19 protein-coding genes are annotated in these 12,602 nt (G+C 59.8%); all 19 read right to left on the reverse strand.

Annotated elements, in window-relative coordinates:
* Positions 1-34: 34 nt before the first annotated feature.
* Positions 35-541: a hypothetical protein gene (locus Q0063_RS13010; RefSeq protein WP_297872406.1), complete on the reverse strand. Its 507-nt coding sequence runs from the start codon at positions 539-541 to the stop codon at positions 35-37.
* A 123-nt stretch (positions 542-664) separates the two neighbouring features.
* Entirely contained in the window at positions 665-1,417 is a 753-nt protein-coding gene (locus Q0063_RS13015) for a phosphoadenosine phosphosulfate reductase (protein WP_297872407.1), read from the reverse strand.
* A 2-nt stretch (positions 1,418-1,419) separates the two neighbouring features.
* A complete protein-coding gene (locus tag Q0063_RS13020; RefSeq protein ID WP_297872408.1) occupies positions 1,420-1,905 on the reverse strand; it encodes a hypothetical protein in 486 nt (161 codons plus the stop codon).
* Positions 1,898-3,037 carry a methionine adenosyltransferase gene (gene metK / locus Q0063_RS13025; RefSeq protein ID WP_297872409.1) on the reverse strand — a complete coding sequence of 380 codons (1,140 nt, stop codon included), beginning with the start codon at positions 3,035-3,037 and terminating at the stop codon, positions 1,898-1,900. The genes Q0063_RS13020 and metK overlap by 8 nt, the downstream gene beginning before the upstream one ends.
* Positions 3,027-3,392 carry a hypothetical protein gene (locus tag Q0063_RS13030; RefSeq protein ID WP_297872410.1) on the reverse strand — a complete coding sequence of 122 codons (366 nt, stop codon included), beginning with the start codon at positions 3,390-3,392 and terminating at the stop codon, positions 3,027-3,029. Before Q0063_RS13030 ends, metK begins: the two co-directional genes overlap by 11 nt.
* Positions 3,393-3,426: 34 nt before the next feature.
* Entirely contained in the window at positions 3,427-3,825 is a 399-nt protein-coding gene (locus Q0063_RS13035) for a DUF3846 domain-containing protein (protein ID WP_297872411.1), read from the reverse strand.
* The gene (locus tag Q0063_RS13040) at positions 3,822-4,301 is read right to left on the reverse strand and encodes a hypothetical protein (protein WP_297872412.1); all 480 of its coding nucleotides are present in this window, start codon (positions 4,299-4,301) and stop codon (positions 3,822-3,824) included. The genes Q0063_RS13035 and Q0063_RS13040 overlap by 4 nt, the downstream gene beginning before the upstream one ends.
* Entirely contained in the window at positions 4,291-4,686 is a 396-nt protein-coding gene (locus Q0063_RS13045) for a hypothetical protein (RefSeq protein ID WP_297872413.1), read from the reverse strand. Before Q0063_RS13045 ends, Q0063_RS13040 begins: the two co-directional genes overlap by 11 nt.
* Before the next feature lie 24 nt (positions 4,687-4,710).
* The gene (locus Q0063_RS13050; protein WP_297872414.1) at positions 4,711-5,229 is read right to left on the reverse strand and encodes a gamma-glutamylcyclotransferase family protein; all 519 of its coding nucleotides are present in this window, start codon (positions 5,227-5,229) and stop codon (positions 4,711-4,713) included.
* Between the two features lie 2 nt (positions 5,230-5,231).
* Positions 5,232-5,480 carry a hypothetical protein gene (locus tag Q0063_RS13055; protein WP_297872415.1) on the reverse strand — a complete coding sequence of 83 codons (249 nt, stop codon included), beginning with the start codon at positions 5,478-5,480 and terminating at the stop codon, positions 5,232-5,234.
* Positions 5,481-5,482: 2 nt separating this feature from the next.
* The gene (locus Q0063_RS13060) at positions 5,483-6,451 is read right to left on the reverse strand and encodes an amidoligase family protein (protein ID WP_297872416.1); all 969 of its coding nucleotides are present in this window, start codon (positions 6,449-6,451) and stop codon (positions 5,483-5,485) included.
* Positions 6,448-7,623 (reverse strand): DNA (cytosine-5-)-methyltransferase, encoded by a 1,176-nt coding sequence (gene dcm / locus Q0063_RS13065; protein WP_367180385.1) that lies wholly within the window; start codon positions 7,621-7,623, stop codon positions 6,448-6,450. Before dcm ends, Q0063_RS13060 begins: the two co-directional genes overlap by 4 nt.
* Positions 7,607-7,912: a hypothetical protein gene (locus Q0063_RS13070; protein ID WP_297312277.1), complete on the reverse strand. Its 306-nt coding sequence runs from the start codon at positions 7,910-7,912 to the stop codon at positions 7,607-7,609. The genes dcm and Q0063_RS13070 overlap by 17 nt, the downstream gene beginning before the upstream one ends.
* A complete protein-coding gene (locus Q0063_RS13075) occupies positions 7,902-8,834 on the reverse strand; it encodes a ParM/StbA family protein (RefSeq protein ID WP_297872417.1) in 933 nt (310 codons plus the stop codon). Before Q0063_RS13075 ends, Q0063_RS13070 begins: the two co-directional genes overlap by 11 nt.
* Positions 8,831-9,514, reverse strand: a complete 684-nt coding sequence (locus Q0063_RS13080) for a DUF4240 domain-containing protein (protein ID WP_297872418.1) — start codon at positions 9,512-9,514, stop codon at positions 8,831-8,833. The genes Q0063_RS13075 and Q0063_RS13080 overlap by 4 nt, the downstream gene beginning before the upstream one ends.
* The gene (locus tag Q0063_RS13085; protein WP_297872419.1) at positions 9,511-10,164 is read right to left on the reverse strand and encodes a hypothetical protein; all 654 of its coding nucleotides are present in this window, start codon (positions 10,162-10,164) and stop codon (positions 9,511-9,513) included. Before Q0063_RS13085 ends, Q0063_RS13080 begins: the two co-directional genes overlap by 4 nt.
* Positions 10,165-10,166: 2 nt before the next feature.
* Positions 10,167-10,586: a synapsin-1 (Synapsin I) gene (locus tag Q0063_RS13090; RefSeq protein ID WP_297872420.1), complete on the reverse strand. Its 420-nt coding sequence runs from the start codon at positions 10,584-10,586 to the stop codon at positions 10,167-10,169.
* Positions 10,583-10,996 (reverse strand): hypothetical protein, encoded by a 414-nt coding sequence (locus Q0063_RS13095; protein WP_297872421.1) that lies wholly within the window; start codon positions 10,994-10,996, stop codon positions 10,583-10,585. Before Q0063_RS13095 ends, Q0063_RS13090 begins: the two co-directional genes overlap by 4 nt.
* 62 nt (positions 10,997-11,058) lie before the next feature.
* A complete protein-coding gene (locus Q0063_RS13100) occupies positions 11,059-12,471 on the reverse strand; it encodes a phage tail tip lysozyme (RefSeq protein WP_297872422.1) in 1,413 nt (470 codons plus the stop codon).
* Positions 12,472-12,602 lie beyond the last annotated feature (131 nt).

Raw genomic sequence — 12,602 nt, forward strand, 5'->3', positions numbered from 1 at the left:
ATCTCGTATTTTGTGTTCATCGTGTTTTTACCTCCTACCATTGCAGGTGTTCCTCTACCCCGCAGCGGCGGCAGGACAGGGTGCTGGTCCCGTTCTCTGGGTCCGCTGTTTCTTTCCACAGATGGCCTTTAGCCTCGCAGATCATTATTGTCTCCAGACACTTCCGGGCTTCGGCAATGACCTCCGCCCGGAGCTGTTCCATGGTTGGCATCGGAAGTCCCTGGGACTTATAGTCATTGATCAAAGCGCCGATATCCATATGAAAAAGGTCCAGTTCCATATATTGGGTCAGACGTTCCTGCAGCTTCGTCTCGTCCACACACGGTTCCGTGGATGCCTGGGGCAGTTCCAGGCCGCAGTCCGCCATGGTTTCCAGAAGCCGCTGGCGCTCATCGGCGCTCAGGCTGCCGTCCTGACAGGCGGCCTCGATCTCATCGGCGATCTTCAGCAGCTCGGTTTTCTGTCCGTCCGTCAGGGAGAACCCGATCATGATTTTTGTGACCTCGAATATTTCCGAGTCAAAATCCTGGTATTTGCTCATGGTATGCATCTCCTTTCGCGCTGTTGGCACAGCCACAACGATACCCAAACCAGAGAGAGAAAGCCATTCACGATACCCAACAAAAATCCGCTGTCAATCCCCAGCAATACCAACAATCCCCGGCTATGCCGCCTGCCTGAGAGCCGCTATGCCGTCCTCCTGCCGGAACATGGAGTCAATGTCGGAGAACTTCTGGGTGCGGTTGAATTTCTCTGTTGCTTTATTGGGGATAGCCTGTAATTCCAGCATCCTGGCCCACAGGTCCGGGTGGTGGTCGTAGAGGTGGCGCAGCTCCGGCAGCTTTGCGTTGGGGCAGAACCAGCACCCGCCCCGGTCGGTGAAGGCGTAGACAGGAGAAAGCAGCCCCGCGTCCTCGCAGAGCTGCCATGCGTCCTGTTCTGTGAGATTATATTTCGCCAGCAGGGACACCTGCCTGCCGCCCTCCAGACGGAGCAGCCGTTCATGCTCATCTTTGGCGATGCCGATATACTGGACCGTCCCTGGCGGCAGCGTTTTTTGATACCGCTGGATGGGCCGGACCTTGCAATCCCGCTGGACGGCGCATTTTCCACAGATGGGGAAGGAGCGCACCATGCCCTTTTTCGGGCCGCGGGTGACCCGCCCGGTGAACAGGTCCACATAGGTCTTTTCCGAGCGGAGAACGATTATTTTTACCCCCATCCGCTCCAATGCAGGAATAGCGGTGTTGTAGATGAAGTCCCGATGCTCCGGCACCTCGCCGGAAATGTCTTTGTCGAACATCACTTCGCAGTAGACCGCCTCGTCCAAAGGTTCACCATGCTCTTTCGCTAACAAAATGGTGGCCAGCGAATCTTTCCCGAATGAGCATGAGGCGATAAACTTGGGCGGCTCCACTGTCACCGCTCCTGTCTGGGCGCTTTCTTCTTGGAAGCGGTCTTTTGGCCAGACTTATCCTTTGCTGGAGGCTGCTTCTGTGCCTTGTCCTTTGGGCCGAAGATCGCATCCTCCAGCCGATCCAGCCACGTCATGTCCGCTTCCTCAGCTTTACATTCGATTTTCCTGATCTTGCAGCCAAACTCCTCCAGCGCCTCCTGAACACACTGTACACTGTAGGTGGAGAAGCTCTCCGCTTCAGCCTCGTTTTCGTCATGGCAGTGAAAGGTATATTCCAGATGCACCATACGGCCATTAAAGCGGAAATTGAGATCGCTGGAGACATAGCCGCTGCCCAGGGTATTGTCCTGCTCATAGACTTCCTTAACGTGCTGCACAAACTGCTTCTGCACATCCGGGAGAAGCAGCATATTGAATTCGCCGGAACCGTCAAAGTCCAGCCGGAAATGTATTGTGGTCTGAACATCATAATCCATTCCGTCATCCATTGGAGCGGTCACCTCCCACAGCGTCCACCAATGCGGCGGCCCGGTCAGTCTGCTCCCAAGGGGCATCTTGGTGGGTGAAGTGTCCATAGTTGCAGATCTGCGCGAAGATGGGACGATCCAGCCCCAAGGCGGAGATCATCCCGGCGGGAGTCAGATCGAACACAGCCAGAACAGCCTGCGCCAGCACAGCCTCCGGGAACTTCCCGGTCTGGTGGGCGTCGATGTCCACCGCCACCGGCTCGGCCCTGCCGATGGCGTAGGCGAGGCTGACGGTGCAGCGTTCCGCCAGCCCAGCGGCCACGATGTTCTTGGCGATGTAGCGGGCCATGTAGGCCCCGCTGCGGTCCACCTTGCTGCCGTCTTTGCCGGACAGCGCCCCGCCGCCATGGAGGGCCGGTCCGCCGTAGGTATCCGCCATCAGCTTCCGGCCCGTCAGGCCGGTGTCCGCCTCGAAGCCGCCCAGCACAAACCGCCCGGAAGGGTTGATGAACACCTCGGTTTTCGGGTCGGGATATAGATCCCGCAGGGCGGGGACGATGACGTGCCGGGTGATCTCCCGACGCAGCTCGTCCAGATCCTTGTCCGCGTCATGCTGGCAGGAGACCACAACGGCGGCGATCCGGCAGGGCTTTCCGTCCTGGTACTCCACAGACACCTGCGCCTTGCCGTCCGGCCCCAGGCCCTGGATGGTCCCCGTTTTTCTGGCGTTGGTAAGCAGCAGCGTCACCCGATGGGCCAGCACCACGGGCAGGGGCAGCAGCTCCGCCGTCTCCGAACAGGCAAAGCCATACACGATGCCCTGGTCGCCGGCACCCATCTGGGTCTCCTGAGCCACAGCGCCGGCGATATCGCCGCTCTGGTCATGGGTGATGACCTCCACCTCATAGTCCGATCCATAGCCAGTTTCCCGAACAGTCCGGCACACGATAGCGGGGATGTCCGGCAGCTCGGCGGCGGTGATCTCCCCGGCTACGATGATCTTCCCGGCGGTGGCCATGACCTCACAGGCCACACGGGCGGCGGGATCGTGCTTCAGGCAGGCGTCCAGGACGCTGTCGGCAATGGCGTCGCACAGCTTGTCCGGGTGGCCCTCGGTGACCGACTCGGCGGTCAGAATGTAGTTATCTCTCATGGTAAATTCCCTTCCTTTTTGCAGATTTTGTGCCCTGATGGGCTTGGAGCGGTTCCTTGCACTGCGGCAGATCAAAGCCCAGGGAGCGGATCTCCTGATCGGACATTTCCAGGGTGTCATGGAGGATGCCGTACAGCTCGGCGCTGTCATACCGCTCTCCCATGTAGCCGATGATGGCCTCCATGAGTTTCCGCTGGGGTTCCAGGGATTCCGCCGCCTTGGTCAGCGCGTCGGCGTAGCCGTGGAGCCATGCGGCATTGTAGCTGTCCTGGTTCGGCTCCTGATTGGCGCGGATATGGGCCAGCTCTGCGGATGCTGAGACCGCCGCGATGCTGGACAGGTCATAGTTGGGCATAGGTTTTCTCCTTTGGAAAAAGGGGGAACGGCGCTCACCGTTCCCCCCTGGACTTGGGCTTTTTCTTCTTTTCCGCCGGCATTTCCTGGGGAGGCTGCTCCTTGACCGCGGTAACGATCATGACGTTGTCATACAGATCCTTATAGCGTTGGATCTGTTCCTCTGTCAGAGAGACAAAATGCTCCCCGCTGACACCAGCCATGAAAAATGTCCCGCATACGATGTCATAGGGCAGGCCGCTCTCATCCATCAGCGGACGGTTATAGGGCAGATCCAGGTTTCGGCCCTCCTCGTTGCAGATCACAGCCACCTCCTCCTGGAAGGGATACACAGCTTGGATGTATCCGCCCACGAGGGCCTGCATGGCCTCCAGGGTGTCGGGGGTCTCCCGCACCTCGCAGGGCTTCATCGGTTCCACCACTAAAATTTTCATGATCGTTCACCTCGATTTTTCTTCTTTTTTACCTTCTTTCGATAGGTATAGTTGAAATCCGGCCTGGGCAGGTCCGCCCTCATCTGATCGGCTTGGTAGCAGAAGATGTGAAATTTCCCCTTTTGAGGGAAAAGCCGCAAATGATAGCGGTACCGCTGGGTGTCGATGCGGAAAGCGTAGAAGGTCTGCCTGCCGGACATCCGCGCCTGGGGATGCTCTTGGCAGAATTGCCGCATAGACTGGAAATTTTTCAGCGGTCCGTCACGCCGCAGCGTTTCAACCATATCCCGCAGTTCCGTATCAAAAGCGGGGGATTTCAGGGCATCGTTTCCCCTGATCCAATCGGTTGTTGTCCCGTTGCCGTCAAACACACCCCGCAGGCAGCCCACATGGGCGGCCTCCTGGAGCTTGGTCGTGAACAGCGGAGAGACATCGTCCTCCGGCACATCGAAAAACGGATATTTTTCACCGATCATGGTACTTGTTCCTGTCTTTTTTGGGGTCCCGCGCCGGCGTTTGGGGAACAGGCGGGCGCTCCTGCTCCCGATCCATCTCCCGCAGCATCTTCAGTGTGTCCCGGAAAGCCAGATACCGCTGGATCTGTCTGGGGTCATCTGTCAGGGTGCGGACCGTCTCCCACAGGGGACTCCCGTGGTGGCTGACATCCTCCTGCACAACGAGGGCAGGGTGGTCCCCGCCCTCGTCCAGCATGACCCGCTGATCCCGGCACTCCTCAGCGTGGCTGTAGAGGCCGTAGGCCACGCCAATGACCTTCATGGCCTCCAGCGCGTCCACGGTGGTATAGACGCTGCCGGTGCTGATATGCACCTCGCCGGTCAAAGAGATTTTTTTACTGGACATAGTGTTTCTCCTCCCATCATGACCTCAGCGGTCATGACTGCCCCGCCGTTTCGGCGGCTTGGGGCGGTCAAAAATGCTGGCGTTGATCCGTTCCGTCTCCTGATGCACCTCCTGAACAGCGTGTTCCCATGCCTTTTTCAACGCAGACACCGGCAGTCCGTTCTGTTGGTAGCCCTCCAGGATACCGTTGTAGTAGGACTCGGTGGGCAGCATGGGTTCCCGGAAGCGGTCATCCATGATATAGGCCATAACAGACAGGGAGCGGCCCTCGCTGTCCCGGACGGTAACCATCTTCTTGTCATAAAAGCGGGGATAGCCCTCGTAGCGATCCAGGGAGCGCTCACACGACTGCGTGATGCTCCACAGCAGACCCTGGACGGTCTCGCCCTCCTTGGGCGCGATGGTGGCGAAGCCGCCCCTGCGGAACAGCAGTTCCCATCCCTCCAGCACAACCGGCCCCACCACCGAGGCATCCGGGCAGCGGTACTCCATCTGGCCCAGGTTGATATTGGACCCATAGGCGAAATACAAGGTATTTTCCATAGTCACTCCTCCAAAATGACCAGCGCCCCGGCCTTGGCCAGATGGGCGAACATGGCCAGCGCCTGCCCCTCCACACCGGACGACCGCAGGGGGCAGTCCAGATCGGTGGCCCGGATGAAGTTGCTCCGAAGCTGGTGGATGTAGCTCTCCGTATCCGGGTACTCGGTGGGGTCGAAGGTCTGCTGTCGGAGCTGCTCCATGATCTCCACGGCGCTGCCCTCGTAGGCGCGCTCGTCAATGCAAATTTTCATTGTCATCGCTCACTTTCACGGCGTTTTTTCTTCTTTTGATTGACCGGGTAGCTGTCCTTATCGTGGCGCCACGCCCTATCACCTTCCAGGTGGGCGAGTAAATGGTCTCGTGTGTGCTTGAACTCCTCTCCGTTCAGCCCCAGCCGCACCAGCCAGACCCGGAAGGTGAACAGCTCGTTCTCACTGTGGGTCTTGCGCATGACGGTGCTGCGCTGGGCGATGGCCTGGGCGGAGATGGCGAGGCACAGATTGACGTATGCGGCCACCTTCCCAGCGTGGAGGGTAGAATTAAAGCACCGCCATTCAACGGTGCCGCGGTAAAAGACAGAATGCAGGTTTAAGGCGTAGTAGCGCGTCCAATTGTAATGGTCTGTGTTCTCTACATTGCCCTCGTACCAGACCCGCTCCAGCTGGGTGAGGTCATTAGTCTCGTCCGAGGACAGCGTCCGGGCCTGCCGCAGCATGGGTTCCCGCACCTTTTTGCACCAGCGCTCTGCTCTGGACTCGCTCACCTGCAAGGCTTTGAACAGGATATCCTCTTTGGAATACATGATGCCGATCAGGTTCTTCAGGCTCTGGCGGTTGTGATTGGAAGCATCCACATGGACGTGGATGCCGCAGGAGCCGTTGGCCTTGGCCCCGGCCTTTCGTACCCGGCGCACACATTCCTGGAGCTTGGGCAGTTCGGCGTAGGTCAGCTTTGGCGTGACCATCTCCACCTGATATTCCCCTCTGCCCACGGTTTCATATCCATCCGCAGTCTTTCGCTCCACCCGGATGCTGCTGTCGCTCATCAGCTTCCACACCTTGCCCTCCGGGTCGGTTACACCCCAGGTGTCGTAATAGGTCCCAAGGTATTGGGGTTCCGTCCCAAAGTACGCGGCCAGCGCCTCGGCGGCCTGCCTGCGGGTGATGCCCGTCATCTCCACTTCCACACCGAAGCATTGATCCTTGATGCCGATCTCACTCATGCGGCCGCATCCTCCCTTCGGAGCTGTTCATCCACCGCCCGGATTCGGCGGCCTATGGCCTCAATCACATTGACGGTGACAGAATTGCCCGCCTGTTTATACGCCTGGGCGTCCGAGGTGATGGCCAGCAGGCGGTCGATCTGATCTTCTGCGAAGCCTTGGAGCCGGAGACACTCCCTGGGCATGAGGCGGCGGATACGCCCGCCCCGTTCCACGATGCCCTGCACACTGGCGGCGTCATGGGCCAGCTTGCTCACCCGGCCCGCTCTGGTTCTGCTGTTTGGAAAGCCCAGATCCACGCTGTCGCCGGGGGCGGCCTCCGCATAGCCCTGTTTGGTTCCCTCTTTGATCAGCAGCACCCCGGATCGCTCGGCTCTGTGGTTGGAAAGGGTGGTCTGCCCGTACCGGGCGGTGAGGCACCGGGCGGTATCGGTCCGCCGGGGTTCCCCAACAGACAGATCCACAAAGGCGGCGTCAGGCGGAATCAGGTACAGTCCGGTTTTGGCTCCGGTGCCGCCTGAGCCTGCGGTTTGGGTGCAGGCGACTCCTGCGATATCGTAGACCCGGTATCCCTGCGCTCCTCCGATGAGCTGTATAAGAGCCTTGCCGTCATTTCCGGGGAGAGGAAATACCTGGCCGGCGCATCGGGGATCAAGATATCCGACAAGGAACAGCCTTTTCCGCGATTGAGGAGTCCCGTGGTCTGCGCTGTTGCACACATTCCATTCGAGACCATACCCCAGCTCATGAAGCGTGGAGAGGATTGTCGCAAACGCCCGTCCCTGGTCGTGGAGTAAAATTCGGGGAACATTTTCAAGCAGCAAATACGCAGGCTTCCTTGCTTCAGCCAGTCGGACAATCTCAAAGAAGAGAGTTCCTCGGGGGTCAGCGAAGCCAAGTCGATTTCCTGCTGCTGACCAAGATTGACAAGGAAATCCGTCGCAAAGCAGGTCGAAGTCCGGCATTCCGCCGGGGTCGATTTTGGTTGCGTCTGGATAGTATACTTCCTCCTTCCCAATATCGTGGATGGCACGGTAGCTGGCGTCGGCGTACTTGTCGATCTCGCAGTGGCCGACACACTGGAAACCGCCTGCGCGGGTCAGTCCGGCCCGGAAGCCGCCGATCCCCGCGAACATATCAAAATAGCGGATCAGATCATTCGTCACCTCCATCATTTTGCAGCGCAAGCAGAAAGCCGAGGACATTGTCATCCAAGTCCCCGGCCCCCTGCGGCTGCTCGGTTTTTTCTTTTACAGAGATAAATTCCACGCTGTGCAGTTCCTCCCGGATGACCGCGCGGATCTCCTCCAGCAGAGCGTCCCGTTTATAGCCCTTGCAGATCATCCGGCACACAGCGTCCGTCCGCTGTCCAGCGGGGATAGCCCGGATGATTCCCCACGCCTCCCGCTGGTGGGGAGCGGAGAGGTTGAGGGAGAGGTTCACCCGCCGCTTATCCGCCACCCTTCACACCCCGCGACAACTGGCCCACAAGGCGCTCGTAGCCCTTGGCGTTCAGACATACGTCATCCAGGATAAGCGGGCGGCACAGGCCGTCTATGGCCCCAACGTGGCGTTTCAGCAGCGCGGCCCCGCCGCCCAGGAAGACGGCGGGCATGGCACGGGCATCCAGCCCGCTCTCCGCGATGGCGGACAGCAGGCGGCGGACGTAGGCCCCGGCCTCCCGATGGATGATCTCCCTGGCCTGTTCGCCGGTGCTGCCAGCCTCACCCCGGAGGACACTTTCGATCTGCGCCGCCGTCATGGACAGGCCCAGGGCGCGGCGCACCTGCTCCGCGATCTCATCCAAACAGCGAATCATGCCCAGCTCCAGGCTCCGGCAGGTGGCGGCGTTGGGGGTGCGGTTGTCCAGCCGCATCAGATCCACTGTCCAGCCCCCGATGTCCGCCACGATGACGGAGGGTTCGTCCAGCAGTTCCTGCTGGGTCAGCACGGCGGCGTAGCCCTGGGGGAACAGGGACACCTCCGCGATGGTGACGGTGTAGGCGATGCCCTCGTAGCGGAAGGACACCGGCTGGCCGTCCCGGAGCAGGTAGGCCCGGAACTTCTTCTTGTCCCGCCCGAAGCTGGTGAGGGGCAGGCCCGCCGCAAGATGGACAGCGGCGGTGGGTTCCGCGCCCCGGTGGGCCAGCTCTTTGGCGATGGCGGCGAGGGTCAGCAGGTAGTAGTCCTCCGTGGCCGTTTTGTCCTTCTGGAGCGGCTGGCGTCCGCTGCCCACCACATAGAACCTGCCGCCGTATTCCAGCACATCCTTCTGGGTATAGGGTTCATTGTCGTACCCCACCAGCCCGGTGGGGAAAGCGCAGTGGGTGGTTTTCATGGCGGCGTAGCCGTGATCCACCCCGATGGTGATGGTGTCGCTCATCTGGAATCACCCCGATCCTTTTTGATTTTTTTGCTCTTTTTTTCTGTGGCACGAACCATTTTGATTTCCGGGTTGGTGAGGTTCCAAGTATCGTCACGCTGCCTGATTCTCTGTGCCAACTCCTCCGGCGTCAAATATTTAGCGCATAGTTTTGGCAGGTAGGCGGCAGTCTCGCTCCAGGTATAGGGATACCCGATCCCTTCGCCATACACAATATCCGGCTCGATCTTCTCCGACCATGCACGGGATACGGCGGGGTCAAAATCTTCGTAAGTGTTCCGTCCAGTGAGTTCCTCATAAGCGTAACTACCTACATAGCAGATCGTTTCAAAACAGCAGTCCCCATAGACAGGTACATCCGCCAATGAGTCCGGATCCTTCAGCGCGGCCATGTACACATCCCGGCCCTGGGCGATCAGCCAGCCCCGGAAGTCGGTAAAACCGTCATCGGTGCAGCCGTCCAACATGACAGAGGCGGCGCTCCAGAGGCCGTATTTGTATGCCGCCGCCCGATACGCAAAAGCGGCATAGTCGAAATTCAGGGCCTGCTCCGGCCCCATCTCTATCAGCCGGTCCTCCAGCCATTGGCAGAAGGCATCCTGGTCCTGGCCGCACTGCTCCTTTGCCTGGGCGATCAGTTCCCAGAAGGTGTCCTTGTTGATCTCACTGATACTGCTCACCGTGTCTCACCTCCCCGTTTTGGCTGCGGGCTGTGCTGCTTCAGTTCCGTTATAGCGCCCGCCTCCTGTTCCGGCTCTAAAAGGCTTTGAAAGCCCATGCGCTCCAGCACCTTCGCATAGAGCTGCTTTTCAAACGCATGGTATTCGGGGGTGGAGGTATCCACCTCCCGCAGCGTGGCGGACTCATAGGTGCTGCCGGGGATAATGTCCCACTCCACCGCCTGGAAGTGAACGGCGGTCAGCCAGTCCAAGAGGCTGTGGCCGCTCATCTCCTCAAACAGTCCCCGGTTGTCCTCGTAAGGGAAGCAGGACGGCACATCGATCCCCGTCAACTCCTTCGCCATGCGGTACAGCGTGAAGCCGCTGGGGTCCATGTCGGGGGAGATGGCATCGTAAAACCGTTTCAGCTCCTCCGGTGTGGACAGCCGTGGGCAAAACGCATCCAGGGCAGCCTGGAGCGCTTCCGCTTTGCTGGACAGAAACTTCGTGTAGTCCTTCTGCTCATCCAATGTGAGCCACAGCGATTCGCACGTTTCCCTGCTCTGTTCCAGCTCCTGTTGGGCCTGCCGCAGCTCAGACCGGGCGGTCTCCAGCTCGGCGCGGGCGGCGGGGTACTCCCGGATGGCCCGGATGATGTCTTTCAGTCCCATCCTCACCCCACCTTTCGGAACCGGGAGAGCAGTTGATCCAGCACACGGATGCGGCAGCGCACCTTCCCGGAGGATACGTCCAGCCCCTTCATCTGGCGCCGGATGCGGTAACGGATGGCTTTGAGGTCCTGCCGGTCGCTGCAGCACTCTATCACGATGTACTCGCTGCCGCGGGCCAGCACCTCCCGTCTGCCGTTCTCATCCCGGATGCTGGACATCAGCCGCTGGCCCAGCCGCTTTCGGTAGCTGTTCTGGAGGGCTTCCGCATCCCCGGACACGCCATGTTTTTTCAAAATGGCGGCAATCTCCCCGGAGCTGATCCGCATATTGCCGGACAGCACGTCCATGATCTCGTCCTCTGCCGCAGGGGGCAGGAGGGGCTTGGGAGGCCCCGCCGCCCGCGCGGGCTGCTGCTTGCTCATCGCTCCACCCCTTTCTTTTCACGATATTTTTTGATATGTTCTGGATGCTCCGGCAGCGGTATCCCAACATCCTCCGGGCAATAGAGATACATCCCTTTGATGGCATGGGCCTGCTCGGAAACGAAACCGGCAGGCGTGTCCTCCAGGATGGCCGCCGCCAACACCGTCCGCCTGCGCCGGTCCCGCCGGGAGGTGTAGCTGTAGTGATGCTCCCCGTCCCGGTAGATGTGGATGCCCTCCGGCTCCCCGCGCTGTCTGGCGTAGGTGGTTACAGCGTCTTTCTCCGCAATAAACGGGGGAATGACGCCCTTCTTCAGCTCAGGACCGATACTGTTGACATAGTGAACCATCTCCCGGAGGTCGCGGAGTCGTACTCGAACTTTTGAGCCCTTTGTCGTTGACGGGTACATCGTTCTCCCGATCGCCATATAAACGCAAAAAAAGCCCCCGGCAGCTGCCGGGGGCTCTCGTCTTATGCCAGGATCTCGCTGACTCGTTTCAGCACGGCTGCAGCATCGCAGCCGGAGTTCTTCAGCTGGGCCGCGATGTCCTGGGCCAGTTTTTCCGCTGCCTTCTGGGCCTCGGTCTGGCCATCGTCCAGGATGGTGCAGTAGGCAGGGTTTTCGAGGTAGATCCAGCCTGCGCCGCTTTTCAGCTTGCCCCAGCCATCTTGCACCTCTGTGATGGTGAAGACGCCTTTGCCGGTCTGGCCCTTGACGGCGTAGCTCATGCCCGGACCCTCGCGATAGTTCAGGTCGTTGATGATGACCCGGACCGTGAAGGGCGTGGCCGGGAAGCTGCTGACGATCTGCTCGGTGCCGGTACCCAGCTTGGCGTTGACAGCGTCCGCGATGGCGCCGTGGCGCTGGTAGAGATAGTCGCCCGGGCAGGCCTTATTGGCAAACCAGCGGTGGACGGTCATGTTCTGCTTGTCCACCTGGCCGATCAGGCTCTTGTCTGCCTTCCAGAGCAGCTTCTTGATGCCGTTGCGCTTGCAGATGTCCGCCACCAGCTCAATGAGGGCCGCGTAGGCCGCGTCGGTCACTGCATACGGGTGACTGGTATCACTGGCGACTTCGATGGTGACGGCCCGGTTGTCATTGTCGCGGTTGGAGCTGCACCAGGAGCGATCTGCTTCCGGCACGCTCAGGCCGATGCTGCCATCCTTGCCCACGACATAGTTGGCGGAGCACTCGCGGTCTGTGGTCGCGAAGTAGTCGCAGCCCTGCTTTGCTGTCCACTGGCCCACGATACAATGGATCGTGATGGTGTCAATGGCGTGATTGCGCGGGCTGGTGCGGTTTTTGGTGATGTTGGTGTATGTCACCAGCGGGCTGTTGCCCATGATGTTGTCCTCCTTTTCGGTGCTTTTATTTGCGTAGGCGTCAAAATAAGCCTGGCCGAAGCTGGCCCGCTTGGCCTTGACGCTGCTGCTCATGTCTGCCGGGCGTTCGTACCTGGTCAGCACGATGTCCGACGCTTCCCTCACTGTCCTGGCCGTCCGGAGAACTTCCCAAACGGCCGCGTAGCCCTTCAGCTCCCGGATCATAAAGTCCAGCTGCATCTCCAGGCTGCCGATGGACGCGCTGGTCTTCCGGGCAAAGTTCAGCAGGGACTCCTTGCGGCTCCAGTAGGTCCACTGTGCCAGGCCGTAGCCAGCACTGTCATGGACAAAATTAGAATAAGCGCCGGAGTCCACGGCGGCCATGTAGGCCGTATCCGTGAAGCCCAGGCGCTTCTCGTAGCTGTTCTGGAGGTTCTGAGGGTTGAGCCCGCTCTCGGCGTAAAGGTTGCCCATGAGCCCTGCCGCACCGGCAGGGCTCATGCCTTTACACCTGAGAAAGTTCCAGATCGTCCTCTCTGTGGAGGACCCGGTCGCCTTCATGTCTTACTCCTTGGGCACCGGCGTTTCGCCGTCCGCCTTTTGCTTCAGGACCTCGATGGCCTTGACCAGTACGCCAGTGTCAACGCCGATATGAAATTGTAAGAAAACGCCGAAGAAATTTTGTAGTTTTT

Origin of the sequence: uncultured Oscillibacter sp. (genome assembly GCF_947654275.1) — a bacterium.
Classification (GTDB): domain Bacteria; phylum Bacillota; class Clostridia; order Oscillospirales; family Oscillospiraceae; genus Oscillibacter.

Excerpts from the sequence above, each read along its gene's own strand:
- Q0063_RS13010 (WP_297872406.1), bottom strand. The coding sequence starts at position 541 with ATGAGCAAATACCAGGATTTTGACTCGGAAATATTCGAGGTCACAAAA.
- Q0063_RS13020 (WP_297872408.1), bottom strand. The coding sequence starts at position 1,905 with ATGGATGACGGAATGGATTATGATGTTCAGACCACAATACATTTCCGG.
- metK (WP_297872409.1), bottom strand. The coding sequence starts at position 3,037 with ATGAGAGATAACTACATTCTGACCGCCGAGTCGGTCACCGAGGGCCAC.
- Q0063_RS13030 (WP_297872410.1), bottom strand. The coding sequence starts at position 3,392 with ATGCCCAACTATGACCTGTCCAGCATCGCGGCGGTCTCAGCATCCGCA.
- Q0063_RS13035 (WP_297872411.1), bottom strand. The coding sequence starts at position 3,825 with ATGAAAATTTTAGTGGTGGAACCGATGAAGCCCTGCGAGGTGCGGGAG.
- Q0063_RS13040 (WP_297872412.1), bottom strand. The coding sequence starts at position 4,301 with ATGATCGGTGAAAAATATCCGTTTTTCGATGTGCCGGAGGACGATGTC.
- Q0063_RS13045 (WP_297872413.1), bottom strand. The coding sequence starts at position 4,686 with ATGTCCAGTAAAAAAATCTCTTTGACCGGCGAGGTGCATATCAGCACC.
- Q0063_RS13050 (WP_297872414.1), bottom strand. The coding sequence starts at position 5,229 with ATGGAAAATACCTTGTATTTCGCCTATGGGTCCAATATCAACCTGGGC.
- Q0063_RS13055 (WP_297872415.1), bottom strand. The coding sequence starts at position 5,480 with ATGAAAATTTGCATTGACGAGCGCGCCTACGAGGGCAGCGCCGTGGAG.
- Q0063_RS13060 (WP_297872416.1), bottom strand. The coding sequence starts at position 6,451 with ATGAGTGAGATCGGCATCAAGGATCAATGCTTCGGTGTGGAAGTGGAG.
- dcm (WP_367180385.1), bottom strand. The coding sequence starts at position 7,623 with ATGGAGGTGACGAATGATCTGATCCGCTATTTTGATATGTTCGCGGGG.
- Q0063_RS13075 (WP_297872417.1), bottom strand. The coding sequence starts at position 8,834 with ATGAGCGACACCATCACCATCGGGGTGGATCACGGCTACGCCGCCATG.
- Q0063_RS13085 (WP_297872419.1), bottom strand. The coding sequence starts at position 10,164 with ATGGGACTGAAAGACATCATCCGGGCCATCCGGGAGTACCCCGCCGCC.
- Q0063_RS13090 (WP_297872420.1), bottom strand. The coding sequence starts at position 10,586 with ATGAGCAAGCAGCAGCCCGCGCGGGCGGCGGGGCCTCCCAAGCCCCTC.
- Q0063_RS13095 (WP_297872421.1), bottom strand. The coding sequence starts at position 10,996 with ATGTACCCGTCAACGACAAAGGGCTCAAAAGTTCGAGTACGACTCCGC.
- Q0063_RS13100 (WP_297872422.1), bottom strand. The coding sequence starts at position 12,471 with ATGAAGGCGACCGGGTCCTCCACAGAGAGGACGATCTGGAACTTTCTC.